Source organism: Achromobacter sp. ACM02 (assembly GCF_014851605.1).
GTDB lineage: Bacteria > Pseudomonadota > Gammaproteobacteria > Burkholderiales > Burkholderiaceae_B > Achromobacter > Achromobacter aegrifaciens.
The window spans coordinates 191,315-218,244 of the sequence record NZ_JACUZY010000004.1; the positions used below are offsets into that span (position 1 = coordinate 191,315).

Sequence of the window (26,930 nt, forward strand, 5' to 3'; positions counted from 1 at the left end):
GGCGCCGCCGGCCATGCCGGCCTCAGCGCGCAGGCTCGAGCATATCGCGATCGGCATCCTGGCGCGGCGCCTGGCGCCTGATCTCGCCCGGCGTGCGCGAGAAGCGCACCGGGATGCCGGCGGCCACCAGCGGCCCTTCGGTCGGATGTTCCACGCGCTGGAAGAAGCCCGTCGCCTTCAGGTGCGGATCCTCGAACAGGGCTTCCGGCGTGTTCACCCGCGAGTGCGGAATGTCCGCGTCCGCCAGCAGCGCCAGCCATTCCTCGGTACCGCGCAAGGCGACGATGTCCGCCAGGTCCTGATAGAGCTCGTCGAAGTGCCGCGCGCGCGCGCTTGCGTCGACATAGCGCGCGTCCGCCGCCAGGTCCGCACGTTCGGCCAGGGCGAAGAAGCGCCGCCACTGCGCGTCGGTGTAGGGCAGCAGCGCCAGGTAGCCGTCGCGAGTACGGTAGGGACGCCGCTGCGGCGACAGCACGCGGCTGTAGCCCATGGGTCCCCGCGGCGGCACGAAGCTGTGGCCGCTCATGTGTTCGATCAACGTGAAGGAGACCAGGGTCTCGAACATGGGGACCTCAACCGCCTGCCCCTGACCCGAACGCTCGCGCTCGTACAGCGCCATGGGTATGGCGTAGGCCAGCGTCAGGCCCGCCACCTTGTCCGCAAGGATGGTGTTCACATAGGCCGGCGCGCCGCTGTTGCGCCCCTGCAAATCGGCCAGGCCGCTCATGGCCTGGATGATGTCATCGAAGGCCGGCCGCGCCGCATAGGGGCCGTCCTGGCCGAAGCCCACGGCCGAGCAATGGATCAGGCGCGGGTTGCGCGCGCGCAGCGTGTCCGCGTCCAGGCCCAGGCGCGCCAGGGCCGCCGGACGCACGTTGGACACGAACACGTCCGCGCCATCGATCAGGCGCAGCAGGCTTTCGCGATCGGCCGGCGTCTTGGCATCCAGCGTCACGCTGTACTTGTTGCGGTTGAGGTTCAGGTAAGCCGGCCCCATGCCCGGACTCGCGGCCGGAGCCGAGCTGCGGAACACGTCGCCTTCGGGCGCCTCGACCTTGATGACCTCCGCGCCCATGTCGGCGAGGATCTGCGTGCCGTACGGCCCCATGGCCACCGACGTCAGGTCGATGACGCGCACGCCCGCGAGCGGACCGGCCATTACTTGGCCTCCTGCTGCTTCTTGCGATTGACGAAGGGCGCCATGTAGCGGCGCGGCTCGTCGGTGGTGAAGGCCTCGCCGAACGCCGCCACGCTGCGATCCAGGCCGGCTTCGACAGTCGACTCGCTCCAGTAGCGCAGCAGGGCCTTCTGCGAACGCACGGCGATCGGACCGCTTTCGGCGATGGGCGCCACGGTGCGTTCGACCAGGGCGTCCAGCGCGCCGGCCTCGCTGACGAATTCCAGGAAGCCCCACTGCCGGGCCTGGGTCGCGTCCACGGTCTCGCCGGTCAGCAGCAGCCAGTTGGTGGGGCCGGGACCGATGATGGCCGGCAGCAGCACGGCGTGGATCACGGACGGAATGCCCACGCGCACCTCGGGCATGCCGAAAACCGCGTCCGCCGAGCCCAGGCGGATATCGCAGGCCGCGGCCAGCTCCATGCCGGCGCCGAGGCAGAAGCCGGGAATGCGGGCAATGGTGGGCACGGGAATCGCGGCCACGGCGTCGCACAGGTCGCGCAGCCGGGTAATGAACTCGCGCGCGCCCTGCGGGTCGAGTTCGGCCATTTCATAGATGTTGGCGCCGCCCACGAAGGCACGCTCGCCCGAGCCGCGGATGACGACGGCGCGGGCATCGTCCTGCGCGCCAATCCAGCGGGCGGCCTCGGTCAGGCTCAACGTGACCGCCGAGGCCAGGATGTTCAGGCTCTTGGCATCGTGGATCTGCAAGGTGTAGACGCCGCGCTCGTCGCGGGTCACGAGGGCATGGGAAAAGGCGGGAACAGGCGCGGTCATGGAAACTCCAGCTAGGGTTATCGTCACCGATGCTAAGGGCGAGGTTTCATCACAACAAACGAGTAATTTTCATGAAATAAGTCTGGAATGGAATAAATACCGAAGCACGGGCGGCTTGGGTACGATAGCCGCCTCTTGCGGGAGTCGCACCATGGGTATCACGCTGCGCCAGCTCCGGGCCTTCTGCGCCGTGTACGAGCTGAAGAACTTCACCCGCGCCGCCGAGGCGCTCAACCTGACGCAGTCCACCGTCAGCAAGCTCTGCTCCGAACTGGAGAAGACGATAGGCATGGCGCTGTTCGAGCGCTCCGCGCGCGGCGTCGAGCTGCTGGAGGGCGCGGCCGAGCTGTATGCCTACGCGCAGGAAACCTTCGGATCGCTGCGCGCGGCCGAACGCAGCCTGAGCAGCCTGGCCGGGCTGGAGCGCGGCGAGGTCTCCGTCGCGGCCTCGCCCATCATGATGCACACGCTGATCGCGCCCGTGGTGGCGCAATTCCATGCGCGTCATCCCAACATCGTCTTCGACCTGCACGAGCTCACCGGCGACGAGGCCACCGAGCATGTCCTGCACGGCAAGGCCGATCTGGGGCTGGTGGCGCTGGAAAGCCAGGATCCGCGGCTGGACTGCCGCGTCGTCTACCGCGGCCCCATGTATGCCGTAGTGCCGGCCAACCACCCGCTGGCGCTGCACGAAGAGGCGCGTTGGCGCGAACTGGCGCGCTACCCGCACATCCTGCTGCGCGGCAGCTACACCGTGCGCCGCAAGATGGACCAGATCCTGCGGGACCAGGGGCTGACGGTGCGCAGCGTGGCCCAGACCGGCAGCCTGACCACCGCCTTTGCCATGATCCGCGGCGGCATGGGCATCACGGTCATGCCAGGCTACGTGCGCCATGTCTGCCAGGAAATGGGGCTGAAGGCGCTGTGCATCGCCGACCGGCCCCAGGCGCTGCACGAACTGTCCGTCCTGCGCCGTGCCGACTACCGGCTGTCGCGCGCCGCTGCCGCATTTCTCGCTGCTTTCGAAGCCCATCTTGCAGAGCAGGGGCAGCCCGCTGCCGCCGGCCATTCATCTCTTTCTTGAATGCCTTCATGACAATTAATCAATTGTTTGCATGATGGGCCGCTTCCATCATTAGCGCGTCGAGGCACACCGCCCTACGCGCCATCCGGAAGGTCACCTCGACGCCATAACCAAGCAGGGCAAACCAGCCCGCAGGACGAGGAGACCTCCGACATGAAACTCAAGCCTGACCTGAAGCAGCTGCTGACGCTGCTGGCCGCCCTTCCCGCCATTGCCGCCGCCGACACCTATCCGGCCAAGCCCGTCACCCTGGTGGTGGCCTATGCCCCGGGCGGCATGACCGACATCCTGACGCGCCGCATCGCGGCCGATCTGCAGACCCGCCTGGGCAAGCCCTTCGTGGTCGAGAACAAGCCGGGCGCAACCGGCCAGATCGCCACCGAGTACGTGTCGCGACAGAAGCCGGACGGCTACACCATCCTGGTAGGCGCGACCAGCCACGTGATCAACCCCGCCATGAAGAAGCTGCCGTACAACGCCCGCAAGGACTTCGCTCCCGTGGCATTGCTGGCCGTCAGCCCCAACTTCCTGCTGGTCAACGCCAACCAGGGCATCAAGACTTTCGCCGACTTCAAGGCCTATGCGCAGAAGCAGGCCTCGGTGCCCTATGGCACGGCCGGCGCTGGCGGCGCGCCGCACATCGTGGGCGAACTGCTGCGCGCGCAGAGCGGCCTGCCGCTGATGCACGTGTCCTATCGCGGCGCGGGTCCGGCGATGACCGATCTGGTGTCGGGCCAGGTGCCCTTCGGCATGGCCGAGTCCGTGACCGCCAACGCCTATCTGCAGTCCGGCAAGATCGTGCCCCTGGCCATCGCCTCGGCGCAGCGCCAGCCGCGCTACCCGGACGTGCCTACCCTCAACGAGCTGGGCTACAAAGGTTTCGACCTCAGCACCTGGGTGGGCGTCTATGCTCCGGCCGGCACACCCGCCGACATCGTGCAGACGTTGAACAGCGAGATCCGCAAGTCGGTGATGCAGCCCGCCACGCAGGACTACATCCGCTCCACCGGGTCGGAGCCCGGCGACATGGATCTGGCCCAGTACCAGAAGTTCGTCAGCGACGAGATGGACAAATGGCAGGCCGTCATCAACCAGGCCGGAGTCAAGGATGAGTGAGGTCCGCATCGGCTCACTGTCGCCGGAGGCCTATTTTGCCGAGGCGCTGCGCGCGGGACGCCTGGAGGTCCAGGTGTGCCGCAGCTGCGGGCTCTCGTTCTTCTTCCCGCGCACGCACTGCACCCACTGCCGCTCGCAGGAATACGCCTGGCGGCCCATGCGCGCCGGCGCCACGCTCTATTCCTATTCCGAGATTCCGGCCACGCCGCAGGCGCCCGCGCGCAACGTGATCCTGGCTGATATGGACGAAGGCTTCCGCATGATGTCCACGCTGCTGGACGAAGGCGAGCCGCGCATCGGCATGCGGTTGACGGCCCGACCCGACCCGCAGCGCGCCCGCGTAGTATTCGGAAAGGAAGCGCCATGACGGACTGGAACAAGAACCTGCGCGGCGCCATCGCCATCACCGGCTGCGCCACGGCCGGCATCGGCGATGCGGGCGGCCTGAACGACCTGGAGGTCACCTCGCTGGCGGTGCATGCCGCCATACGCGACGCGGGTTTGCGCATGGAGGACATCGACGGCCTGATGAGCGCCAGCCTGTCTTCGTCGATGTGGCTGAACAAACTTTCCGAGTACCTGGGCCTGTACCCGCGCTTCATGGACAGCACCCAGATCGGCGGCGCGTCCTTCGTCGGCCACCTGCTGACCGCCGCGGCGGCGATCCAGGCCGGCCTGTGCCGCAACATCGTGATCGCATACGGCGCCGCCCCGCGCGGCGGCAACGGCGTCTCGGCGACCTCCGGCGCCCGCGCGCGGCTGGACCCGTTTCCCTACGAGGAACCGTTCCAGCCCTTCAACCCTCCGACGAGCTACGCGCTGGCGACGCGCCGCCACATGCATGAATACGGCACCACCCGCGAGCAACTGGCCGAGGTCGCCGTGGCCGCGCGCGCCTGGGCGCGGCTGAACCCGGAAGCCTATAAGCGCGAACCCTTGTCCATCGACGATGTGCTGGGCGCGCGCGTGATCTCCTCGCCGCTGACCGCGCGCGACTGCTGTCTGGTGACCGACGGCGCGGGCGCCATCGTGGTGACGGCGGCGGACCGCGCCGATGCCGCCCGGCCGGTGTATGTGCAAGGCACGGCCATGGCGCACTCGCACCGGCAGATCGCCTGCATGGCGGACCTGACACGCACCGTCGCCGGCCAAAGCGCCGACCTGGCGCGCGAACGCGCCGGCGTGGCGCTGGCCGACATCGACCTGGTGCAGCTCTACGACGCCTTCACCATCAATCCCATCCTGTTCCTGGAAGACATGGGGTTCTGCGCCAAGGGAGAAGGCGGCGCCTTCGTGTCCGGAGGACGCATCGCTCCCGGCGGCGAGCTGCCTGTCAATACCAACGGCGGCGGGCTGTCCTGCGTGCATCCCGGCATGTACAGCATGTTCGGCCTGGTGGAAGCGGTGCGCCAGCTGCGCGGCGAATGCGGCGAACGGCAAGTTAAACAGGCGCGCACGGCGCTCGTGCACGGCAATGGCGGGGTGTTGAGCGCCCAGGCCACCACCGTGCTGACCAATTGGATGGACTGAAGGAGATTCGACATGCTGGAAGGAAAAGTAGTGGTCGTCACCGGCGCGGCCAACGGCATCGGCCGCGCCGCGGCGGTGGCGCTGGCCGCGCAGGGCGCGCGGGTGGTGGTCAATGACCTGAATGTATCGCTGGACGGCACCAGCGCCTCGCAGAGCACGGCGGCGCAGGTCGTGGAAGAGATCCGCGCCGCCGGCGGCGAGGCCATCGCCAATGGCGAATCGGTGGCCGAGTACGCCAGCGCGCAGCGCATCATCGAGGCCGCCGCGGACACCTATGGCCGCGTGGACGCGGTGGTGAACAACGCCGGCATCGTGCGCGACAAGATGTTCCACAAGCTCACGCCCGAGGATTTCGACGCCGTGGTCAAGGTGCATCTTTACGGCTGCTTCAACCTCAGCCATGCCGCTGCGCGGCACTTCCGCGAGCAGGGCAGTGGCAGCCTGATCAACATGACCTCCAACTCGGCGGTCATCGGCAACCGCGGCCAGGCCAACTATTGCGCGGCCAAGCTCGGCATCGTCGGCCTGTCCAAGGCCATGGCGCTGGACATGGCCGCCTTCAACGTACGCTCGAACTGCATCGCCCCGCTGGCCTGGAGCCGCATGACCGAAACCATCCCGGCCAAGACCGAGGAACAGGCGCGCCACGTCGAGAAGATCCGCCGCATGGGACCCGAAACCATCGCGCCGCTGATCTGCTACCTGGCCTCCGATGCGTCCGCCGATGTCTCCGGACAAGTATTTGCCATCCGTCTGAACGAGATTTTCCTGATGAGCCAGTCGCGCCCGATACGCTCGGTGCATCGCTCGGACGGCTGGACCACCGAGAGCATTGCCGAACACGGCATGGCCGCGCTGCGCGCCTCCTTCATGCCGCTGGACACCTCCGCCCAGGTATTCGCCTGGGATCCGGTCTGAGGCTCCCATGGCGTTGGACTACCGCAGCCTGAAGGCCCATGCCTTCGCGCCGGAACGCCAGGCCTACGGCGAGGACGACTGCATCCTCTATGCCCTGGGCGTGGGCGCGGGCCTGGCCGTAGACGACCCTGTCGGCGACGAAACCCGGTTCATCTACGAACAGGGCCTGCGCGCCCTGCCCGCCATGGCCTGCGTGCTGGCCTATCCCGGCTTCTGGATGCGCGATCCGCGCCACGGCCTGGACTGGAGCCAGGTCGTGCATGGCGAACAGCGCATGCGCTTCCCGCGGCGCCTGCCGCCGCACGGCGAGGTTCTGTGCCAGATGGAAGTCGCGCGCATCGCCGACAAGAGTCCCGGCGCCTTCGTCGTGACGCGGCGCACGCTGTGCGACGCGGCCACCGGACAGGAATTCGCCGTCATCGAGCAACTGAACATCTGTCGCGGCGACGGCGGCTACTCGGGCGGCGACGCCGCGCTCAGCGACGCGCTGGCCGCTCCGATCCCCGCGCCTCCCGCGACGCCGCCGGACAGCATCATCGTCCTGCCCACCAGCCGCAACCAAGGCGCGCTGTACCGCCTGAACGCGGACCGCAATCCGCTGCACGTTGATCCGGCCAGCGCCCGGCGGGCGGGCTATGACCGCCCCATCCTGCACGGCGCGGCGCTGCTGGGCATGGTCAACCGCGCCCTGGAAGCCTGCCTGGGCCAGCTGCCCGGCCTGCGACTGGGCGAACTGGACCTGCGCTTCATGGCGCCGGCCTATCCCGGCCTGGACGTGGCGGTATCGCTATGGCGTCAGCCTGATGGCATGGCCTTGGCCTGCCATCAGGCCGGCGGCCTGTGCGCCCAGGGCCGCGCAGCCTGGGCCAAGGAGGAACAATGAAAGACAAGACTTGTGCAAACGTGGAAGAAGCGCTGCGCGGCATCGAATCCGGCGCCGTGATCTTCGTCGGTGGCTTCGGCGGCTCGGGCATTCCCGCGCGCCTGCTGGCCGGCCTGCTGGCCAAGCAAGGCGTGGATAACCTGACCCTGATCAACAACAATGCCGGCGCGGGCGAAGCCAGCTTCCTGGCCCTGGTGGCCTCGGGACGCGTCAGCCGCATCGTCTGCTCCTATCCGCGCATGCCGGGCAATGACGTGATCCGTGAGCGGGCGCAGGCGGGCACCCTGGCCGTGGAGGTCATGCCCCAAGGCACCCTGGTCGAACGCATCCGTGCGGGCGGCGCAGGCATGGGACCGTTCTACTCGCCCACGGGCTATGGCACGCCGCTGGCCGAGGGCCGCGAAACCCGCGTATTCGGCGGCCGCGGCTACGTGCTGGAAGAGCCCCTGCGCGCGGACTACGCCTTCATCCGCGCCCATCGGGCCGACCAGTTGGGCAATCTGGTCTACCGCCGCGCCCAGCGCAACTTCGGTCCCGTCATGTGCATGGCGGCCCGCCGCACCATTGTCGAAGTCGAAGAGATCCTGCCCTGCGGCGCGCTCGATCCCGACGCCATCGTCACGCCCAGCCTGTTCGTGCACCGCCTGTTGGGGAGTCCGCAATGAAACGACTGTCACGCGAGCAACTGGCCGCCTTGGTGGCCGCCGACCTGCCCGCCGGCGCCGTGGTCAACCTGGGCATAGGCATGCCCACCATGGTCACCGACCGCCTCGACCCCGCGCGCGGCGTGCAGCTGCACAGCGAGAATGGCATCCTCGGCATGCGCCTGCTGCAAGACCACGAGACCGCCGACGGCGATCTCATCAACGCCAGCAAGCAGTCGATCGCCCTCACCGAAGGCGCGGCCATCTTCGATCATGTCTATTCCTTTTCCATCATGCGCGGCGGCCACATCGACATCACGGTGCTGGGTGCGTTTGAGGTCTCCTGCCAGGGCGACCTGGCCAACTGGTCGCTGGGCGTGGACGATCCCATGCCGTCCGTGGGCGGGGCCATGGACCTGGCCGTGGGCGCGCGCAACGTCTGGGTCATGATGGAAGCCTTGACCCGCGAGGGCGCGCCGCGCCTTCGCGGCCGCTGCGCCCTGCCCCTGACCGGCGCGGGCGTGGTCGGACGCGTCTATGCAGACATCGGCATCTTCGACGTGCGCGGCGGGGCCTTTGTGCCGCTCGCCCTGGTGGACGGCCTGGCGCCCTCCGAATTGAACCGCTGGATCGATGCGCCCGTCCGCATCGAGGACACGCCGCGCGTCCTCCATCCCAACTTCTGATTGTTCCCAACCATGATACGCACCGAACATTTTCTCGAAGACGCCGAGGCATGGCTGCGCACCGCGCTGGTCCAGCTGCGCGAGCGGTATCCGGTCACCGCCTCGCACACCCAGGAATGCCGCCAGGCCTGGAACCGCATGCTGTGCGAGGCCGACCTCATCGCGCTCACCTGGCCGCGCGAGTACGGCGGGCGCGAACTCAGCACCGCCACGCTGATCGCCTTCCACGAACTGTGCGCGCGCCTGCATGCGCCGCAGCCCATCAACAGCATCGCGCACGCCATCCTCGCCCCCACCCTGTTGCGCTTTGGCACGCCCGCGCAAAAGACGCAATTCCTGCCCGGCATCCGCGACGGCAGCGAGATCTGGTGCCAGGGATACTCCGAACCCCAGACCGGTTCCGATCTCTCGTCCGTGCGCACCCGCGCCAAGCCGGATGCCTCCGGCTGGCGCGTCAGCGGCCGCAAGATCTGGACCACGCAGGCGCACCTGGCCAAGTGGTGCTTCGCGCTGGTGCGCACCGATCCCGATAGCCAGGCTCACCGCGGCCTGAGCTTCATGCTCATCGACATGCAGGCCCAGGGCGTGCGAGTAGAGCCCATACGCCAGATGACGGGCGAGGCCGACTACAACGAAGTGCTGTTCGACGCGACGCCGGTGCCGGAAGGACGCATCCTGGGCGAGTGCGGCGAAGGCTGGCGCATCGCCATGGCCGCCGCCGAGTATGAGCGCGGTATCTACTTCCTGCCGCGCGTCGTCCAGCTGGAGGACGAACTGCGGCAACTGACTGAGGCGCTGGCGCAGACCCCGCTGGACGCAGACGAACGTGCCGTGCAAACGCGCCGCGTGCGCGACTTGGCGGACCAGTGCCAGGTCATACGCTGGCGCGTGGACCGCGTGCTGCGGCAGGTCGCCGCAGGCGACACGCCCGGTATCGACGGCGCCATGCTCAAGCTGCTGTGGAGCGAAACCCGCCAGCGCATCTGGGAACAGCGCCTGGAGCTGCTGGACGAAGCCGCCATCCTGGGCCCGCAAGCCGCGGCGCCGCATGCAGCCACGGCTTGCGTGCTGCGCGAATTTTTGTGGTCGCGCGCCGAGACCATCGTCGCGGGCACCTCGGAAATCCAACGCAATATCGTGGGCGAACGCCTGCTCGGCCTGCCCAAGGACAGGGGACAACATGCATAGCGAAATCAGGACACTGCTGTCCTCCACCTTCGGCCGCCTGCTGGAACAACAGCATCCCGCCGCCTACGCCCGCCGCGCGCTACCTGCGGACGACGCCGCCCAGCGCGCCCTGTGGAAGGAGCTGGCCGAGGGCGGCTGGCTGGAAGCGGGATCGGAAGCCTTCCAGGCCGAATACGGCCCAGGCACACAGCTCATGGGTGAATGGGCGGGACGCGCGCTGCTCACCCTACCCTATGGCGCGTCGGCATTCCTCGCCAGCGCGCTATTGGAAAAGGCGCCTGCCCTGTCGGAAGTCGTGCTGGACCTGGCGGCACATCCTGCCAGCCTCCGCTGCGACCGTGCCGGCGACGAACAAGGCTGGATAGACGCCTACGGGTCCACGGCCCAGTACCTGCGCCTCACCCGTCAGGACGAGGGCTGGCTGCTGGCGCGTTACAACCCGGCAATGCTCGAATCCGTACAGGGCCTGGATCCCACCACGGCATTGGCCCGCCTGTGCGGACCCGCGGTTGCGCAGGCCGCGCTGCCCTCGACGTTGGCTCTGCCCGCGCTGCAGAATCATCTGGCCTTCCTGCTGGCGCAGCTGGTCGGCACCGCCAGCGCCTCGCTGGACCTGGCTATCGCCTACGCCAAGGAACGCGAACAGTTCGGCCGGCCCATCGGGCAATTCCAGGCGATCAAGCACGCCCTGGTCGACGCCTGGACCGGGCTCGACAACAGCCGCTACGCTGTGGAGGCCTTGCTGGCCGCGCGTGGCTCGGCCGATGCCGAGCTTGCCGCATTGGCCGCCCGCTTGGCCGCAAGCGCGGCGCGGCGCGCGGTGAAGCTCTCCATTCAAGTGCACGGCGGCATCGGTTTCTCCTGGGAGCACGACGCCCAGCTTTACCTGAAGCGCGCCTACCGCCTGGCGGTCGAGGTCGAGCGGCTGGCCGCGCTGATGCGGAACTAGCGTCGCCGTAAGGGTGTCCGCCCGATGGGGCGCCGATGATGGGCTGTGGGCTACAGGGCCGTTAACATAGCGGCTTTCCACAGCCGCTTCCCTTGCGGGTTCCGGCGCGGCGCATCCCGCCCTCCAGTATCCTCCGGTCCGATGAATCACGTTCCGCACCCGCGCCACACGCCCGGCCACCTGACATCCTTCTACTGGAGCGGCGACGCCATGCGCAGCCGCAGCGTCAGCGGCACGGTGCTGACCGCCACGCTGGACGTACCCGTGCCGCCCGCGCGCGTGCTGTCGGATTGGGAGCGCGAGATGGCCACGCGCCTGTATCTGGAACCCGGGGACGTGGAGCAGATGCCGCTGGCGCGCACGCAGGCGCGCTGGCCCGAATACGGACTATGCCTGCGAGCCATGCGCGACTGGGCGCACGACCGGGGGCTGTCCGACGTGCTGGCGAGCGCCGACATCGCCCTCATGGCCTGCCGCGGCGCCCGCTACCACCATGACGGCTGCCAATATGGCGGCGCCGCCTTCTGCAATCTGTTCCTGAGCGAAGACCGGGGCCTGGACGTGCACTTCCCGGCCGCCGGCCTGCGCATTCCGCTCGTGCGCGGCACCGCCATGATCTTCGATACCTGCCAGCCGCATGCCGTCATCCCGCGCGACGGCAAGGGTTTTCGCGAGGCCGACTTCGCGGCCGGCCTGGACCTGGCGCAATTGTTCCTGACGTGGGAACTGCCTATTGAAGACGCCCGCATCGCAAGCGCGCTCGGCATCGCCTTCGATGTCGATCCGGCTACCGCCGCGCGGCTGGATGAGGAACAAGTGCGGATGGATGGAGCCCGGGCGGCGATCGATCCGAAATCCGGGCGGTGGCTCGCTGAGGACTGAAGCGGCAACGCAGCACGCCGGCGATCAAGACCCCGGCAGCGCCGCCCCCATGGCGGCAAACAAACCGCCGCACACCTTGTTGAAACGCCGGCCGGCGCGCTCCAGCCAGGGGCGCACGCGATGCGCAAGGCGCGCCAACACGTACTCGACCAGGAACTCCACCACCACGAAGGTGCCGGCCATGATCGCGAACTGCGTGTACAGACTGCGGGCCGGATCGATGAATTGCGGCAGGAAGGCGCCGTAGAACAGCAGTGCCTTGGGATTGGAGATCGCCGACAACAGGCCCTGACTGAACATGCGCATGCCGCGTATGCGCGGCATGTCGGGGGCCGGCTGCAACTGCACGCCCGGCGCACGCCAGAGTTGGATACCGAGCCAGATCAGATAGGCGCCGCCCGCCCACTTCAATACCGTCAGCGCAGGACCCCAGGCCTTGAGCAAGGCGCTGATGCCCAGCATGGACAAGGCGATGAGCGCGACAAAGCCCACCGCGCCGCCTGCGATGGTGCACAACGCCTTGCGGTGCCCATGCAGCGCGCCATGCGTGAGCGCAAGCAGCGTGTTCGGTCCGGGAGTTATCGACAGCCCAATGACCGCGACCAGGTAGATGAGCCAGCTATGCAGCGCCATGGCGGAGTGCGTGAAAGAAGGGAAAGCGGCCAGTCTAGACCGCGGCGCCAGGGCTGCGCAAATGCGGCCGGAATGGAAGGCGGGCCCGCAGGCGCGCCACGCCCTCTTTCCGTACCGCCCGGTCCGGCAGCCTGCCGTTCAGCGGCGGAAACCTCCGCCGTGGAATCCGCCGAAGCCGCCGCCCCAGCCTCCCCGGCCGCCCATGCCGCGCCCCTGCCAGCCGCCGCCTTCCGCGCCCCCCATGCCGCGGTCGCGCCAGCCGCCGCCCTGCATTCCGCGGTCCTGCCAACCGCCGCCCTCCATGCCGCCCATGCGGTCGCCGGAATAGTCGCGCGCCTGGCGCTGGCCGTTCAGGTAATTGCCGCCGGACTGCGCGCTGGGCTGCACGGGCTGCCAGCCCGAACTGGTGTGCTGCTGCCAGCCGTTGTCGTTGTGCTCGTAGACGTTGCCGTTGTGGTCCGCGTACACGTTGCCGTTGTTCCATGCCATGCCGCTGTTCGTGTTGCGGTCGTACGTGGCGCCGCGCCGGTCCACGCTGCTGACGCCGTCGCCCGCCGTGCCGGTCGCCGTGGCCGACGAGATGGTGCTGCGGCCGGTGTTGGCATTGGTGCGCACGTCCTGGCGGCCGGCAGCCCATTGGCCGTCGTCGTTGGCGACCACGCCCGCCCTGCCAGCGCCCGAAGCGCCGGTCGCCGGGTTGGTATAGGCGTCGCGCCGCCCGGCAGCCGCATTGCCGGTGTACTCGTTATAGGCCGCGCCGCGCGTGCCTTCGAAGGCTGCGCCGGTCTGCGGGTTGTAGCCCTCGGCGTGGGTGCCCTGCCATTCGGTGCCGGTCCAGCCGTTCCAGCCGGCCGCGTGCGTGACCACGCCGGAGCCGCCCCAGGCGCCATAGACGTCGACCTGGTTCACGTTGACGCCGCCCCAATAAGGCGCGCCCCAGTATGGCCCCCAATAGGGCGCCGCGCCGCCCCAGGTCTCGCCAGCGACGAAGCCGAAGGCGAAACCGGTCGCGGTGGCGAAGGCCGCGTCGTAGCCATAGCTGGGCGGATAGCCCACCCAGGTGTCCTGCACGATGACCGGCGGATACGCGTAACCCGTGCCGTACACCACGGTGCCGTCGGGACTGGCCACCACGCCCATGTAGCCCGGCGTGTAGCCGAACACCACGCTCTGCGGGGTGGATCCGTACACCTGCACGTAGGTGACGTAGTGCAGCGGCGAGCTGACGGGTATGGCGTAGATGATCGCCGGCACATGGTCAGCCACGCGCCACGGCCCCATGGGCGAATCCGATACGAACCAGACAGCGCGCGACAACGCGTAGTAGCGGCCTTCGGCCTGTATCACCGGCACCTGCGAATTGGCGGCGTAATACAGCGCCGTACCCTCGATGGGCCGCAGCGTCGGGGAGCCGCCGGCATATTCCACCTGCAATTTCGCCGCGCTGCGCGACACCGTGGCGGTCTGCGGAATGGTGGAGGCAATCAGCGCCTCCTTGGCCTGCGGCGTGCCCGGCACCGAAGCCAGCACGCCCGACTGCGGATCCTTTGACGGAATCTTGGCGAAATCGCGCGGCAGCTGCTTTCCCGGCACGTAGGACCAGGGGCCGTCCAGGCTGGCGCCCCGGAACCAGCGGCCGGACACCAGCACGTAGTAGCGGTTGTCGCCCGGATTCATGAACAGGGCATGATCGGCATTGGCCACCGACAGCAGCGAAGTCCCTGGCACCGGCCGCATTTCAGGCTGGCCGACGGTCACCAGCAACTCGGCCGGCGCGGTGGACACCGCGATGGCGGGCGCGCGGTGCGGCGCCTTGCCGCCATGCGGCAGCATCGGGTCCGGCTCGGCCTTGCGGCGCGCCGCAACAGCGGCGGCCAGCAGAGCCTCGGGCGGCTGCGGCAGGTCCGTCCACGGCCCGGTGGCGGTGCGCGCTTCGTACCAATGGCCAGCGGCCTGCAGGAAATAGCGGCCCGCGTTGTCCGCCAGCATCAACGCGCGCGTGTTGACGACCCGGCGCCAGCCTGCGGCATCAGGCACCTCGGCCAATACAGGTCCGCCGTCGATCAGCACCAGCACGGTCGGCACCGTGCGGTAGATGATGCGCGGCGGCGCGTTGTCCACCGGGACGGTTTTCGTGGCCGGGTTGTTCTGGGACAGCGTATAGCTCAGTTGCAGTGCATCAAGCCGCGTGACCACGCCCTTGGCCGGCAGGCGCGCTTCAAGCTGGCTGCGCAGCTTGGCGGCGGCTTCCGGCGAGGTGGGCACCTGCACGCGCTCGATCCGGATGTCCGACAGATGCACCAAACCCGCCGGCTTGTTGACCTCGGCACGGGCGGAAAAGTCTGCCACGCCGTAGGTGGGATTGCCCTTGGCGGCGCCAACCGCCACCGCCATGCGGCCCGTAATGCGGTCGGCAGTCCAGGTATCGATCTGGGGTTGATAGAGCTCCACGCGCGTGCCGTCGGCGGCCTCGAAACTGCGCGGCCATTGCAGCGAACGCGCGGCCTCTTCCTGCGCATCAGATTGGGCGGGCGCCGTTTGCGCCGGGGTCTGTCCCTGGGCTTGCGCCTGCGCCGCGCCGGTTGGCGTCAGGCCCGCGCCGGCAGCCATGCCGGCCACGGCAAGGGCGAGAGCGAGGCGAGAAAGGCGCCCGGGCGGGTCCGCGGGCGCTGACGATGTTGTCGGGAAAACATGCACGCGCCACAGTCGGGTCAGGCTACACATCTCGCGCTCCTCGTTGAGGGCCGCGGCCGCCAGTCGGGCCCCCGGCCACTCTGATTTCCCGCAGCGCCGCCGCTACGGGCCAAGCCTCGACCGGCCTGCCTGCAAGGCGTCCTGCAAGGGCCGGCTTCTGAATAAGCAACAGAACGTTAACACCGCTGAAAAGCTATTGCCCGCTTTTATCAGACCTTCTATAAAACATCTCATCAGGGCTGCTGCTTATGCCCGATTGCCTTTCCGCTGCAATCCAACTAGAAGCGCGGCGCAACGCCCGCCAGACGCCCGCGCTACGGCGTGTCGCGCCCACGCCCGGCCCTCTGTCCGCGGCGCTTCGGCCGTCCCGCGAAGACTCTCCTGCTGCAGGTTCACGCCATCAAGTCGCCGTGGAAAGGAGCAGTTCATGGTCCCTGCCCTGACTCATCCCGGGGTGTATGTCCAGGAAATTCCCGCAGGCGTGCGCACCATTGCAGGCGCGCCGACCTCGGTTGCCGCGTTCCTGGGCACGGCCATGCGCGGACCGCTCAACCATCCCGTCCACATCCAGGATTTCGCCGACTACGAACGCGAGTTCGGCGGGCTGGCCGAGGGCTGCGAACTCGGCTACGCGGTGCTTCAATTCTTCCTGAACGGCGGCGCTCAAGCCTGGGTCGTGCGCGTGGCGCAGCCTGCGCAGAACGATCCGCTGGAGGCGCATGCCGCTTTCATCGGCCAGCGCGCGCAGCGCCGGGGCCTCTACGCGCTGGACGATGCCCATGCCTTCAACCTGCTATGCCTGCCCGGCATCACGCACAGCATCGTGCTGGCCGATGCCGTGTCCTACTGCAAAGAGCTGCACGCCTTCATGATCATCGATGCGCCGCCCGCGGCGGCCGATGCGGCCTCCATGGCGGCCGCAGTCATGGGTGCGGCGCTGCCCAGGTCCGATCATGCCGCGCTGTATTTCCCTTGGACCCGCGCGGCCGACCCGCTGAAGAATGGCCTGCCGCGCCTGACCGCGCCTTGCGGCACGATCGCGGGCCTGTATGCGCGCACCGACGCCGACCTCGGCGTCTGGAAAGCGCCAGCCGGCATCGACGCGGGCCTCGCTGGCGTCCTGTCCCTGGCCGCGGCGGTCAGCGACGACGAGAGCCGCAACCTGAATACCCTGGGCGTCAATTGCCTGCGCACCTTTGCCGGACGCGGCGCGGTCTGCTGGGGCGCGCGGACCCTGCAAGGCACGGACCACTTCGCCTCGGAATACAAGTACGTGCCGGTGCGCCGCCTGGCGCTGCACCTGGAACAATCGCTCTTGCGCGGAACGCAGTGGGCCGCGTTCGAGCCCAACGACGAGCCGCTTTGGGCGCAGATCAGGCTGAACGTCAGCGCCTTCATGAATGCACTGTTCCGCCAGGGCGCCTTCCAGGGCGGCACGCCCCGCGATGCCTATCTGGTCAAGTGCGATGGCGAGACCACTACGCAACAGGACAGGGATCGCGGCATGGTCAACATCCTGGTGGGATTCGCTCCGCTCAGGCCGGCCGAGTTCGTGGTCATCCGGGTCCAGCAACGCGCCGGGCAAACGGAAGGAAGTCCGCCATGAACGCGCCCACGGAACCGCGCATCCTCGCGTTTTGGGACACCGGCGTCCAACATGGCCCGCGCGCTCGGGCGCAGGCCTTCGAGGCTGCCGAGGAACTGGCGCGCGATACGGGGCTGGCGCTGCATCGCATCGACCTGTCCAGGATCGTCAGCAAATACATCGCCGAAACCGAGGAAAACCTGAGCCGCCTGTTCGAGTCGGTCGAGCAGCGCGGCGCGGTCCTGTACTTCGACGAAGCCGACGCTCTCTTCGGCAAGCGCGCGAACGTCAAGGACAGCCATGACCGCTACGCCAATATCGAGGTCAGCTACCTGTTGCAACCCATGCAGTCCTACCGCGGCCTGGCGTCGCGGGCCGCCAGCCTGAAGTCCAACCTGGACAGCGCATTCCTGAGGCGGCTGCGCTTCGTGGTCCAGTTTCCGGCGCCCGCGCCGGATCAGCGCGCGCGCCGCTGGAGCCGCGCGCTCTTTACCGCCGACACCGGCGCCGAAGTCACCATGGCGCGCCTGCTGCAAGCCGTCCGCGCCGATGCAAGCCAACACGCCCGGCCCCTGCCTGGCCTCAAGACGAGAGAACATCCATGAAACCCGTGATCAACGAATACGTACGCGAACTCAGCCACCCCGGTTACAACGCGGCCCAACGCAATGCCTTCGTCGCCGCCATGGTGAGCAAACGGCTGATGCGGCGCACGGAGCAACAGCCCGCAGCGGACGAGGCCGCCCCCGCGCTGGCCAGCTCATTGAACGACAGCGCCGGCGCCGCTGACGCGCGCGCCGGCAACGACCCGACTTGAGCGCCGCGCCGCCGCAGAATGGCGCTGCGTGCGATGCGGGCGCGGCGCGCGCAGGAAAACCTGGCCGGCCGCCACGGTATCATCAGGCCTGTTGCGCCGGCTTGCCGCTTTCTCGCGGCAAGCCGGCCATGCCACTCCCGCCCACATTCTGCATGACGCGATGACCCCCTATATCTCGGCCGGCATACTGCTTCTAGGCGCTCTCGCCGCCATCGCTTACCGCCGCAGGCGGCAACACACAATGGGCACTGCCGGCCGGCGCCTGGGCAGCGATCTGGTCGCGGGCGGCGCGCTCTACGGCGTGGCCGCGCCGCCCATCGGCGGCGCAGGCGTCATCATCGCGCTGACGGCCGTGACCCGGGATCCCGAGAACCTGCTCATGCTGGTCTACGCCCTGCCCTGGTTTTACATTTTCGGCTTCGTGCCCGCCCTGCTGTGCGGCATCGTGGCCGGCGCGTTGCGGCCGGCGCATCCGTCCTGGCGCGCCTATGCCGCGATGGCGCTGGTCGGCGCCGTCTATGGCTTCGTTTTCCTGACGGGTTTTATCTCCCAGGGCAGGCCCTGGCTGGAAGAGCTGGGCTTCCCCCTGACCGTCGGCGCGGCGCCCGGCGCGCTCAGCGCGTTCCTGTGCGCGCGCCTGCTGTATGGAAAATCGCGCGGCCGCGGCGCTTCCGGCGGCGATGCGCCGCAAGCGGCCATGCAGTAACGCTTATGGTGCCCTCAGATTTTTTCATTGGGCACTAATAAGTCCCTTCCCCATAATCCGTTGGATGCCATCGAGGCACGCCGCTCAATAGCGGCGCCATTCAACGATTCCATGGGAAAATGCACATGTTGCGAACCAAGCTGGCCCGCTGTCTGCGCGCAGCCGGGCTTGCCTGCGGGCTGCTGACGGCCGCGGCAGTCACGGCGGCCGAGTATCCGGACAAGCCGCTCAAACTGGTCGTGCCGCAAGCTGCGGGCGGAGGCACCGACGTCATCGGCCGCCTCTGGGCCGACTACATGTCGCGGCGCCTGAATGTGGCCATCGTGGTCGAGAACCGCCCGGGCGCCAACGGCATCCTGGCCTCCAGCCATGTCGCCAAGCAGCCGGCCGACGGCTACACCGTCCTGATCAGTGGCATTTCGTACCTGGCGTTCAACCCGCACATGTACAAGAACCTGCCCTACGACCCGGCCAAAGATTTCGACGGGATCAGCCTGCTGGTCAACACTCCTTTTCTGCTCGTCGCCAGTCCGCAGGCCGACATCCGTTCGTTCAAGGACCTGGTCGAAAAGGCCAAGGCCGATCCCGAGAGCCTGAACTTCGCCTCCGCGGGCAAGGGCAATTCCACGCATCTGGTGGTGGAAATGCTCGAACAGCGCGAGGGATTCCGGCTGACCCATGTGCCATACAACGGCGCCGCCGCAGGGCTGACCAGCGTCATGGCGAACCAGACGCAGCTCATGGCGGACGTGCTGAACACCGCCGCCGTGCAGGCCAAGGCCGGCAAGGTGGTTCCGCTAGCGGTGGTGGGTGCGAGCCGCGCGGCCAGCGTGCCGGACGTGCCGACGCTGGGCGAGCTGGGCATTGCCGATTTTCCGCTGCCGGGCTGGTATGCGCTGGTCGCGCCCAAGGGCACGCCGCCGGCCGCCATCGAACGGCTCAATGCCGAAACGAGGCGTTTCTTCGAAGATCCCGCGGTCAAGGCGCGCCTGCAGGAATTGCAGTTGGAACCGCTGCCGTCCACGCCGCAAGCGGTCGCCCAAGCCGTGGCGCGCGACAGCGCCGCCTGGGGGCCGCTGATACGCCAACTCGGCCTGAACAACGACTGACCGCCACCTTCAAAGGAAAGACATGCCCAAGCTCAGCAACGCCGTCTGGCGCTATCGCCACGAAAAAATGACTGCCTTGATGGACGACCTTGCCGTCGACGCCATCGTGTTCACCTCGGCGGATTTCTTCCAGTTCGCCACCAACTTCCACACCGACGTCCTGCCCTGGGAGCGTCCCATCTTCGCGGTGGTGCCGCGCGACGGCACGCCCTTTCTGGTGATGAACGAGCTGTCGACGCATCACATGCGCTTCTCGCAGGAACAAGGCAAGGTCTGGATCACCGACATCACCTACTACGCCGAACATCCCCGCGTCACGGACCGCCTGCCGCTGATCACGCAGCTTCCGGAAGTCCTGTCCGAACGACTGCGGCAGGCCGGGCTGGCGCGCTCGCGCATCGCTGTCGAAGGCGGCAGCCCGGTGCTGGCGCAGCTGGGCCATCTGCTGCCAGAGCTGACGCTGCGCCGCGCCACCGCCGAATGCCGCTCGCTGCGCTGGCAGAAGCACGACGAGGAAATCGCCGTGATGGCGGCCGCCGCATCGATCTCCGACTGGATACAGGACAGGTACCGCGAGAACATCCGGCCCGGCAGGCTGGTACAGGAACTGGATTGCGCCATGGCCGCGCTCTTCGTGCAGGAGGCCGCCGAACGCTTCCCCGGCGAACAGTTCGAGGTCATTCGCTGTTGGACGCTGAGCGGCCCGGCTTCAGCGTCCCCGCATGGCGATGGCGCCTCTTGCGGCGCGCGGATCAAGGAAGGCGACGTGCTGGTCAACATCGTCATCCCGCGTTTGAATGGCCTCACCATCGAGAACGAACGCACCTGGTTCTGCGGCACGCCCTCGACGGAGCAAGCCAGGCTCTGGTCCGCGGCCAAGGCCGCCAACGAAGCCGCCATCGCCGCCGCCCGCACCGGCAACCCCGTCTGCATGATGGACGCCGCGGCGCAGGCTGAGATCGAAAAGGCGGGCTACGCCGGCTTCATCCGCCACCGCACCGGACACGCCGTCGGCATCATCCACCACGAGTATCCGGAGGACATGGCGTTCTGCCAGCGGCCACTGCTGGCCAACGAGGTGTATTCCGCCGAGCCGGGCATCTATGCCTACGGCATCGGCGGTTTCCGCCTGGACGATACGGTGGTGGTGGGCGATACGCCACGCGTGCTGACCGGCACGCCCAAGACGCTGGAGTACGCCACCGTCAGGTAGGCTGGCCGGCCCCTTCCTGCGCCAGGCTCTGCGCTTCCTCGCGCAGGATCTCGCGCAACCACGGCAGCACAATGCTGGGCGAATCCGCGGCCCACAGCATGCCGATGGGGCCGAACTCCAGCCGCGTGGGCGCCTGCGCGATGCTGATCAGATTGAGCCGCTCATACATGTGGGCCACGGAGCTGGCCAGCGTCGCGACATACTCCCTGTCCTGCAACAAGGACAGCAAGGCCACCAGCGAACTGGTTTCCACCGCAGGCTTGGGCGGCGCCAGGCCCGCATCCACCAGGGCCTGATCCAGCCTGACCCGGGACATCACACCGGGCGGCGGCAAGATCCAGGGATAGCCCTGCGTGTCCGCCCACGTAGGCGCAGCCAGCCCGGCCAGCGGATGCCCGCGCCGGGTCACCAGGCTGAAGCTGTCCGTCATCAGCCATTGCCCGCACAGGCCGGAACGGCTTGCGCGCAGATCCAGCGGCCCGATGATGAGATCGATCTCGTGGCGCGCCACACGCTCGATCAGCGGATCCAGAAGCCCCTCGACCAGTTCGATCTGCACGTCGGGCGCGCGCTGGTGCAGCGTGGCGATCGCGCGCGGCAGCAGCACTGGCGCGGCCGACAGAATGGTGCCGATATGCAGCCGTCCGGCCACGCCCGCCTTGACCGCCTCGATCTCTTCGCCGGTGCGCGCGGTGTCGCCCAGCACGCGGGTCGCGTAACGCCACAGCGCGCGTCCCGCCTCGGTCAGGGCCAGCGTCCTGCCGCGCGCAAACAAGGGCGTGCCGACCATGTCTTCCATATCGCTCAGCCAGTGCGACAGCGCTGGCTGCGTCATGTGCATGGCCTTGGCCGCGGCCGTGACGGTTCCGGCCTTTTCCAGGGCGATCAGCACTTCCAGATGGCGCAGCTTCAAGCGCCGCGTCCAGAGCAGTTCGGTAAGGGGCGCAATCATGCGGAAATGGTAATGGATATCTCAGGTTTATTCATTGGCTGTCTATGGGGTTCACGCACAAAATGGGCACCTCTCGAATCGACCTCACGCTCCCATGCCAGCAAGCTTCTCTTCCCTTTCGTCCTTGAACACCGTGGTTCGCGGGCTGGCGCAAGACGGCCAGCCCGCCAGCGGCCTGACCGCGCTGAGCGCAGCGCTACAGGAACGCATCGGCTACCGCCTGTTCACGGTGCTGGTGCTGGACTGGGAAGCGGGACTGAGCCGCCGCTGCTTCTCGACTCAGCCTGGGGCCTACCCCCCCGGCGGCAGCAAACCGATACGGGAGGACAGCGAGTTCTACGTTGCGGTGGTGCAGCAAGGAGAACCGCGCCTGTGCCTGGACCGCGAAGATTGCGCGCGAGCCTTTCCCGACCACGAACTCATTGCATCGCTGGGCTGCGCAAGCGCGGTCAATGTGCCGGTGCGCTGGAACGGGCGGACGCTAGGCTCATTGAACCTGCTGCATCAGGCGGGCTGGTACCGGCGCGACATGTACGCGGAGCTGGCCTGGTACTCGGCGCTGGCCATACCCGTCGTGCAAGACATTATTCGAACCACCCAAAACCATGAGGGGAAATCATGAAGCGCCTACGCAGCCACTTCGCCGCCTTGCTGTTGTGCATCGGCCCCGCCGCCGTGCACGCGGCGGACGCCTATCCCGCCAAGCCCATCACCATCGTCTATCCATATGCGCCCGGGTCCGCCTCCGACACCCTGACGCGACTGATCGCGGAATCGCTGCAGAAGCAACTGGGCCAGCCCGTCATCGTGGAAAGCCGGCCCGGCGCGGGCGGCTCCATCGCCACCGAGCACGTGGTGCGCGCGGCGCCTGACGGCTATACGCTGCTGCTGTCGGCCAGTGGGACCATCGCCGTCAATCCTCACATCTACAAATTGCGCTACCAGCCCGTAAACGATCTGGCCCATATCTCCGTCGCGGTGGAAGTGCCCTTCGTGTTCGTGGTCAACAAGGCTTTCCCGGCGCAGGACTACGCTGCCTTCCAGGCGCTGTCGCGGCAAAAGCCGGCCGGCCTGACTTCAGCCAATGCCGGCCTGGGCACGCAGGCCCATCTGACGCAGGCCGCCTTCGCCAAACAGGCCGGACTGAACCTGAACATCGTGGCTTACAAGGGCGCCGCGCCCGCCGTCAACGACCTGATGGGAGGTCATATCGATTCGATGATGGACAACGCCGCCTCGCAGATCCCGTACGTCAATTCGGGCAAAACCACGGCGCTCTTCGTCACCAGCGACTACCGCTTCGACGCCTATCCTAAGGTCCCCACGGCCAAGGAGCTGGGCATCACCGGCCTGGTGCCTGCGGGCTGGTTCGGATTGGCCGCGCCCAAGGGCACGCCGGATGCGGTGGTGGACAAGCTTCACGATGCGCTCGTGCAGGGGCTGAGGACTGCTGACACCGAGCGCAAGCTCAAAGAGCTGGGCTGGGTGATCGTCGCCAACACGCCTGCACAGGCGCGAGAACGCGCTCAGGCCGATTTCGACCGCCTGGGCGAGGTAGCCCGGGACATCGACCTGAAGGCCAACTGAGAACGGCGCGCCGGCCTTCATCCCGTCTCGATGCGCTTGTGCTGCAGATCGTTCAACAAGCGCTCCAGGCGGTCGAAATCCATGGGCTTGACCAGATGATGATCGAAGCCCGCCTCGCGGGATTTGCGCCGGTCTTCCTCTTGGCCCCAGCCCGTCATGGCGATGAGGACAATGCCTCCGGCCGGTGAACCGGCGCGAACCCGGCGCGCGACCTCGTAGCCGTCCATGCCAGGCATACCTATGTCCACCAGCATGACCTGGGGACGGAAGCTATCCAGCAGGGCCAGCGCTGCCGCCCCGTCGCAAGCGCTGCGCACTTCCGCGCCGAGAGCCTGCAACACCAGCGCCGTGGTGTCCCCCGAGTCGGGACTGTCGTCCACCACCAGGATGCGGCCCAGCGACCGGGTCGCCGCCACAGGTTGCACTTGCGGCGGGGCGGCCGCAGCAAGTGCCGAGGCCGGCAGCCGCACCAGGAATTCGGCGCCCGCTCCAAGCCCCTCGCTGCGCGCCTCGACCGTGCCACCATGCAGTTCCACCAGGCGGCGGACCAGCGTCAGGCCGATGCCCAAGCCTCCCGCGCCGCGCTCGCGGTCCACTTGCGCGAACGGCTCGAACACGAGGGCCAGCATGCTTGCCGGAATGCCGTGGCCATTGTCCCGCACCGATACGAGCAGGTTTCCGTCGGCTTCGCGATAGGCGCGGACGCGGATCTTTCCTCCCCGATCGGTGTACTTGGCCGCATTGTTCAGCAGGTTGGAGACCACTTGCGCCAACCGCATGCCATCGGCCTCCACCATCAAAGGCTGCTCGGGTACATCCATGCAGAGTTCATGCCCTTGCGCCTCGATCGCCTCGCGGCAGGTTTCCAGCGCGTTCAGTAGCACTTCAGTCAGATCCACCGGGTTCTTGCGCAACAGAATCTTGCCGTTGGTGATACGCGCGATATCCAGCAAGTCGTCCACCAGGCGGGCCATGTGGGTGGCCTGGCGAGCCAGCATGTCGTGCAGGCGACGCGTCTGCTCGTCGCCCGTCCCGGAAAGCCGCAGCAGCTGCAGGCCATTGTGCAACGGCGCCAGCGGGTTTCGCAGTTCGTGCGCCAGCACAGCCAGAAATTCGTCCTTGCGATCGTGCGCCAAGCGCAGCTCCTGCTCCGCGCGCATCAGCTCGGTAACGTCCTGCACCACGGTGCAGGCGCCGACCAGTTCGCCATCATCCGCGCGCAAGGGCGCGGCGCTGACACGCATCCAGCGCTCCTCGCCGTCCTCAGACATGTACTGCATTTCGGTTCCCGGCACCACCATCTCGCCGCGCAGCGCACGTCTGGCAGGCCAGTTCTCGGGTGGCACGGGTTCGCCGTGCTCGTCCCAGCCGCGCCAGCGCGCCGCCTGTTCGGACCGCGCCGACGGCACGGTGCACGGCGAGCAGCGCTCCATCAGCGCGTTGGCCAGCATCCACGCACCGCTGGCATCGCAGACGCCCACGCCGACGGGCAACTGATCGAGGATGGCCCGCAGTCGGCGCTCATTGGCGCGCAGCGCGGTATAAGCTTCCCGGCGCAGCAGAGCGAGCCGCAGGTGCGCGTCGACACGCGCCTGCAGCTCGCGCGCGGCAAAAGGCTTGACCAGATAGTCGTCCGCGCCCGCCTGCATGCCTTCCACGCGGGCTTCTTCTCCCGCCCGAGCCGACAATAGGATCACTGGGACCGAACGGGTCCGGTCATCGGCGCGCAAAGCCTGCAGCAGGCTCAGCCCGTTCATTCCCGGCATCATCACATCGGAAATGACCAGGTCCGGCGGTTCCCGGCGCGCGCTTTGCAGCGCGGATGCGCCATCGCTCGCGAACCGCAGCGCGTATCTGGGCGCGAGCAAGCTGTGCAGGTAGTCGCGCATGTCGGCGTTGTCGTCAATGCACAGCACTGCGGGCCGCCCGCCTCCCGCCTCCTGCGGCGCCAGCCGTGCCATCGCATCAGGCGCTGCCGCTCCCCAGCGCGCCGCCTCTTGCAGAAAGGATGCGCCGGCATCCGAATCCGTGGACGGCGATGCGTGTGCCGGCGCGGCCAGGTCAGGCATCTCGCCCTTGGGCAGCGTGACAGTGAAGACGCTGCCCACGCCCGGTTGACTTTCCACCTCGATCGCGCCTCCCAACAGCGCGACCAGTTCGCGCACCAGCGCCAACCCTATCCCAGTGCCTTCATGGGTTCTAGCCGCCGCGTTTTCGATACGATGGAAACGTTCAAAAATTCTCGGCAGTTCATCGCTGGCGATGCCGACGCCGGTATCGCGCACCGACAGCGCAACGCTGGCTCCGCAATCGCGCAGGATGACGTCGATCGCGCCCTGCAAGGTGTACTTGAATGCGTTGGACAGCAGATTCAGCAAGATCTTTTCATACAGGTCGCGGTCGAGCCACACCGCGTCTGGCAGTTCGTCACATTGCACGCGTAGCTTCAGGCCGGCCGCCTCTATCATGGAACGGAACGCGCTGGCGTGCTCCGTCGTGGCTCGCACTAAATCGGTTGGGCTGGACCGCGCCACGATGGCGCCGCCTTCGATGCGCGAGAAATCCAGCAAGGAGTTGACCAGTTTCTGCAACCTCAGCGCATTGCGGTGCAGCATCTGTAACGACTCCGGGTCCAGGGGTTGCCCCTGTTCGCCCAGCGCCTGTTCCAGAGGCCCCAGGATCAGAGTCAGGGGCGTGCGGAACTCATGGCTGACATTGGAGAAGAACGTCGTCTTGGCCCGATCCAGTTCGGCCAGCGCCTCGGCCCGCCGGCTCTCCTGCTCATAGGCCGCCGCGTTGGCGATCGCGCTGGCTGCGTGATGGGCGACCAGATCGAGGAAATCCCGGTATGCCTCGTCCAGAGGCCGGCGCGAACCCACGCCCAGCACCATGATGCCGGACACCGATCCGTCGGCCGTCCAGCTGATGGGCACCAGGCGGGCCCATGAGGCCAGGTCCTCCCAGGGACCGCCGGGCAGCTCCAAGTCCAACGGCGCCAGCGCGATGGTCTGCGGCTGAGCCGCCTGCGCGACAGCACCCAGAGGCCAGGCCGCGGGCGTCAGCGCTTGCGGGGCATCCACGCCGGTGGCCGCGAGCAGCTCCGGGCCAAGGTCACCACAGCGGTAGATGAGGCAGAATGGCACGTCCATCCCACTCTCGGACATCACCCCGCATATGGCTTCGGCCGGTGCCTTGATGCCAAGCCCGCGCAGCGGCTGCGCGCCGAGCTTGCGCAGAATCTCCAGCCGTCTTGCGCTGACGATCTTCTCCGTCGTTTCGGTGCATGGGCAGAACACGCCCTCCACCGTCACCCCGTCAGCCGCCAGGATGGGGCCATACGTGAAAGTGACGTAGACTTCCTCGTGCGGCAGGCTGCGATCGAAAAAGTACTGAGCGTCATGCGACCAGGTTGCCTGGCCGCTGCGATACACGCCTTCCAGCATGGGGCCGATGGAGCCCCAGATTTCTCTCCAGCAAATCTGCCCGGGCTGGGCCAGCGCCGCCGGATGCTTGGTGGCACCCAGGAATGGGATGTAGGCGTCGTTGTAGAGTATCCGGAAGTCCGCGCCCCACCAGATCAGGATGGGAAAGCGCGAACTGAGGCACAGGCTGAGCGCCGTGCGCAAATTCTGCGGCCACGCGCCGGGTTCGCCCAGCGCAGTCTTGCTCCAGTCCAGTTCGCGCAGCCGCTGCGCCATTTCTCCGCGTTCGGGCAAAAATTCCAGACTTGACTCGGGTGTCACGGCCCTTCCTATTTTTGTGGAACAGATACGGTCGCGCGTGCCATCCTTGCTTGGCGAG

General features: G+C 67.7%; 25 protein-coding genes. 19 read left to right on the forward strand and 6 right to left on the reverse strand.

What is annotated here, in order from left to right:
• Window positions 1–22: 22 nt before the first annotated feature.
• Both IB258_RS13485 and IB258_RS13490 read right to left on the reverse strand, forming a co-directional pair.
• Window positions 23–1,159 carry a CaiB/BaiF CoA-transferase family protein gene (locus IB258_RS13485; protein ID WP_119449473.1) on the reverse strand — a complete coding sequence of 379 codons (1,137 nt, stop codon included), beginning with the start codon at window positions 1,157–1,159 and terminating at the stop codon, window positions 23–25.
• Window positions 1,159–1,953 (reverse strand): enoyl-CoA hydratase, encoded by a 795-nt coding sequence (locus tag IB258_RS13490; RefSeq protein ID WP_192352692.1) that lies wholly within the window; start codon window positions 1,951–1,953, stop codon window positions 1,159–1,161. The genes IB258_RS13485 and IB258_RS13490 overlap by 1 nt, the downstream gene beginning before the upstream one ends.
• Before the next feature lie 151 nt (window positions 1,954–2,104).
• Between IB258_RS13490 and IB258_RS13495 the strand changes: the two genes are divergently transcribed.
• The 11 genes from IB258_RS13495 (at window position 2,105) to IB258_RS13545 (ending at window position 11,833) form a co-directional block, all read left to right on the forward strand.
• Window positions 2,105–3,037 (forward strand): LysR family transcriptional regulator, encoded by a 933-nt coding sequence (locus tag IB258_RS13495; protein ID WP_192352693.1) that lies wholly within the window; start codon window positions 2,105–2,107, stop codon window positions 3,035–3,037.
• Between the two features lie 153 nt (window positions 3,038–3,190).
• Window positions 3,191–4,153: a tripartite tricarboxylate transporter substrate binding protein gene (locus IB258_RS13500; RefSeq protein WP_192352694.1), complete on the forward strand. Its 963-nt coding sequence runs from the start codon at window positions 3,191–3,193 to the stop codon at window positions 4,151–4,153.
• Window positions 4,146–4,520: a Zn-ribbon domain-containing OB-fold protein gene (locus tag IB258_RS13505; protein ID WP_013396006.1), complete on the forward strand. Its 375-nt coding sequence runs from the start codon at window positions 4,146–4,148 to the stop codon at window positions 4,518–4,520. Before IB258_RS13500 ends, IB258_RS13505 begins: the two co-directional genes overlap by 8 nt.
• Window positions 4,517–5,683 carry an acetyl-CoA acetyltransferase gene (locus tag IB258_RS13510; RefSeq protein WP_192352695.1) on the forward strand — a complete coding sequence of 389 codons (1,167 nt, stop codon included), beginning with the start codon at window positions 4,517–4,519 and terminating at the stop codon, window positions 5,681–5,683. Before IB258_RS13505 ends, IB258_RS13510 begins: the two co-directional genes overlap by 4 nt.
• A 12-nt stretch (window positions 5,684–5,695) precedes the next feature.
• The gene (locus tag IB258_RS13515; RefSeq protein ID WP_192352696.1) at window positions 5,696–6,601 is read left to right on the forward strand and encodes an SDR family NAD(P)-dependent oxidoreductase; all 906 of its coding nucleotides are present in this window, start codon (window positions 5,696–5,698) and stop codon (window positions 6,599–6,601) included.
• 7 nt (window positions 6,602–6,608) lie between these two features.
• The gene (locus IB258_RS13520; RefSeq protein WP_192352697.1) at window positions 6,609–7,484 is read left to right on the forward strand and encodes a MaoC/PaaZ C-terminal domain-containing protein; all 876 of its coding nucleotides are present in this window, start codon (window positions 6,609–6,611) and stop codon (window positions 7,482–7,484) included.
• Window positions 7,481–8,149, forward strand: coding sequence for a 3-oxoacid CoA-transferase subunit A (locus IB258_RS13525; protein ID WP_192352698.1), 669 nt, complete (start codon window positions 7,481–7,483; stop codon window positions 8,147–8,149). The genes IB258_RS13520 and IB258_RS13525 overlap by 4 nt, the downstream gene beginning before the upstream one ends.
• The gene (locus tag IB258_RS13530; RefSeq protein WP_192329246.1) at window positions 8,146–8,814 is read left to right on the forward strand and encodes a CoA-transferase; all 669 of its coding nucleotides are present in this window, start codon (window positions 8,146–8,148) and stop codon (window positions 8,812–8,814) included. The genes IB258_RS13525 and IB258_RS13530 overlap by 4 nt, the downstream gene beginning before the upstream one ends.
• 12 nt (window positions 8,815–8,826) lie before the next feature.
• Window positions 8,827–10,002 carry an acyl-CoA dehydrogenase family protein gene (locus IB258_RS13535; protein ID WP_192352699.1) on the forward strand — a complete coding sequence of 392 codons (1,176 nt, stop codon included), beginning with the start codon at window positions 8,827–8,829 and terminating at the stop codon, window positions 10,000–10,002.
• On the forward strand, window positions 9,995–10,951 hold the full coding sequence (locus IB258_RS13540; RefSeq protein ID WP_192352700.1) for an acyl-CoA dehydrogenase family protein: 957 nt from the start codon (window positions 9,995–9,997) through the stop codon (window positions 10,949–10,951). Before IB258_RS13535 ends, IB258_RS13540 begins: the two co-directional genes overlap by 8 nt.
• 141 nt (window positions 10,952–11,092) lie before the next feature.
• On the forward strand, window positions 11,093–11,833 hold the full coding sequence (locus IB258_RS13545; protein WP_192352701.1) for a hypothetical protein: 741 nt from the start codon (window positions 11,093–11,095) through the stop codon (window positions 11,831–11,833).
• Between the two features lie 24 nt (window positions 11,834–11,857).
• Here IB258_RS13545 and IB258_RS13550 read toward each other — a convergent pair whose 3' ends face one another.
• Both IB258_RS13550 and IB258_RS13555 read right to left on the reverse strand, forming a co-directional pair.
• On the reverse strand, window positions 11,858–12,466 hold the full coding sequence (locus tag IB258_RS13550) for a LysE family translocator (RefSeq protein ID WP_054451758.1): 609 nt from the start codon (window positions 12,464–12,466) through the stop codon (window positions 11,858–11,860).
• 138 nt (window positions 12,467–12,604) lie between these two features.
• Window positions 12,605–15,076: a carbohydrate-binding family V/XII gene (locus tag IB258_RS13555; RefSeq protein WP_225590376.1), complete on the reverse strand. Its 2,472-nt coding sequence runs from the start codon at window positions 15,074–15,076 to the stop codon at window positions 12,605–12,607.
• A 511-nt stretch (window positions 15,077–15,587) separates the two neighbouring features.
• Here IB258_RS13555 and IB258_RS13560 point away from each other — a divergent pair.
• From IB258_RS13560 to IB258_RS13585, 6 genes are all read left to right on the forward strand, one after another.
• Window positions 15,588–16,766, forward strand: coding sequence for a phage tail sheath subtilisin-like domain-containing protein (locus IB258_RS13560; RefSeq protein ID WP_192352703.1), 1,179 nt, complete (start codon window positions 15,588–15,590; stop codon window positions 16,764–16,766).
• Window positions 16,763–17,350: an ATP-binding protein gene (locus tag IB258_RS13565; protein ID WP_192352704.1), complete on the forward strand. Its 588-nt coding sequence runs from the start codon at window positions 16,763–16,765 to the stop codon at window positions 17,348–17,350. The genes IB258_RS13560 and IB258_RS13565 overlap by 4 nt, the downstream gene beginning before the upstream one ends.
• Window positions 17,347–17,562, forward strand: coding sequence for a hypothetical protein (locus tag IB258_RS13570; RefSeq protein WP_147400236.1), 216 nt, complete (start codon window positions 17,347–17,349; stop codon window positions 17,560–17,562). The genes IB258_RS13565 and IB258_RS13570 overlap by 4 nt, the downstream gene beginning before the upstream one ends.
• A gap of 241 nt (window positions 17,563–17,803) precedes the next feature.
• Window positions 17,804–18,268, forward strand: coding sequence for a hypothetical protein (locus IB258_RS13575; protein ID WP_119450110.1), 465 nt, complete (start codon window positions 17,804–17,806; stop codon window positions 18,266–18,268).
• A gap of 125 nt (window positions 18,269–18,393) precedes the next feature.
• Window positions 18,394–19,377 carry a tripartite tricarboxylate transporter substrate binding protein gene (locus IB258_RS13580; RefSeq protein ID WP_119450111.1) on the forward strand — a complete coding sequence of 328 codons (984 nt, stop codon included), beginning with the start codon at window positions 18,394–18,396 and terminating at the stop codon, window positions 19,375–19,377.
• Window positions 19,378–19,399: 22 nt separating this feature from the next.
• Window positions 19,400–20,590 (forward strand): Xaa-Pro peptidase family protein, encoded by a 1,191-nt coding sequence (locus IB258_RS13585; RefSeq protein WP_119450112.1) that lies wholly within the window; start codon window positions 19,400–19,402, stop codon window positions 20,588–20,590.
• Here the strand turns inward: IB258_RS13585 and IB258_RS13590 are convergent.
• Complete coding sequence (locus IB258_RS13590; protein WP_088159130.1) at window positions 20,583–21,542, reverse strand: LysR family transcriptional regulator; 960 nt, start codon at window positions 21,540–21,542, stop codon at window positions 20,583–20,585. The two genes, IB258_RS13585 and IB258_RS13590, sit on opposite strands and share 8 nt — an antisense overlap.
• 133 nt (window positions 21,543–21,675) lie before the next feature.
• Here IB258_RS13590 and IB258_RS13595 point away from each other — a divergent pair, with 133 nt between their 5' ends.
• On the forward strand, window positions 21,676–22,164 hold the full coding sequence (locus IB258_RS13595) for a GAF domain-containing protein (RefSeq protein WP_233564543.1): 489 nt from the start codon (window positions 21,676–21,678) through the stop codon (window positions 22,162–22,164).
• The gene (locus IB258_RS13600; protein ID WP_119450114.1) at window positions 22,161–23,129 is read left to right on the forward strand and encodes a tripartite tricarboxylate transporter substrate binding protein; all 969 of its coding nucleotides are present in this window, start codon (window positions 22,161–22,163) and stop codon (window positions 23,127–23,129) included. Before IB258_RS13595 ends, IB258_RS13600 begins: the two co-directional genes overlap by 4 nt.
• A 17-nt stretch (window positions 23,130–23,146) precedes the next feature.
• Here IB258_RS13600 and IB258_RS13605 read toward each other — a convergent pair whose 3' ends face one another.
• The gene (locus IB258_RS13605; RefSeq protein WP_370539830.1) at window positions 23,147–26,872 is read right to left on the reverse strand and encodes an ATP-binding protein; all 3,726 of its coding nucleotides are present in this window, start codon (window positions 26,870–26,872) and stop codon (window positions 23,147–23,149) included.
• Window positions 26,873–26,930 lie beyond the last annotated feature (58 nt).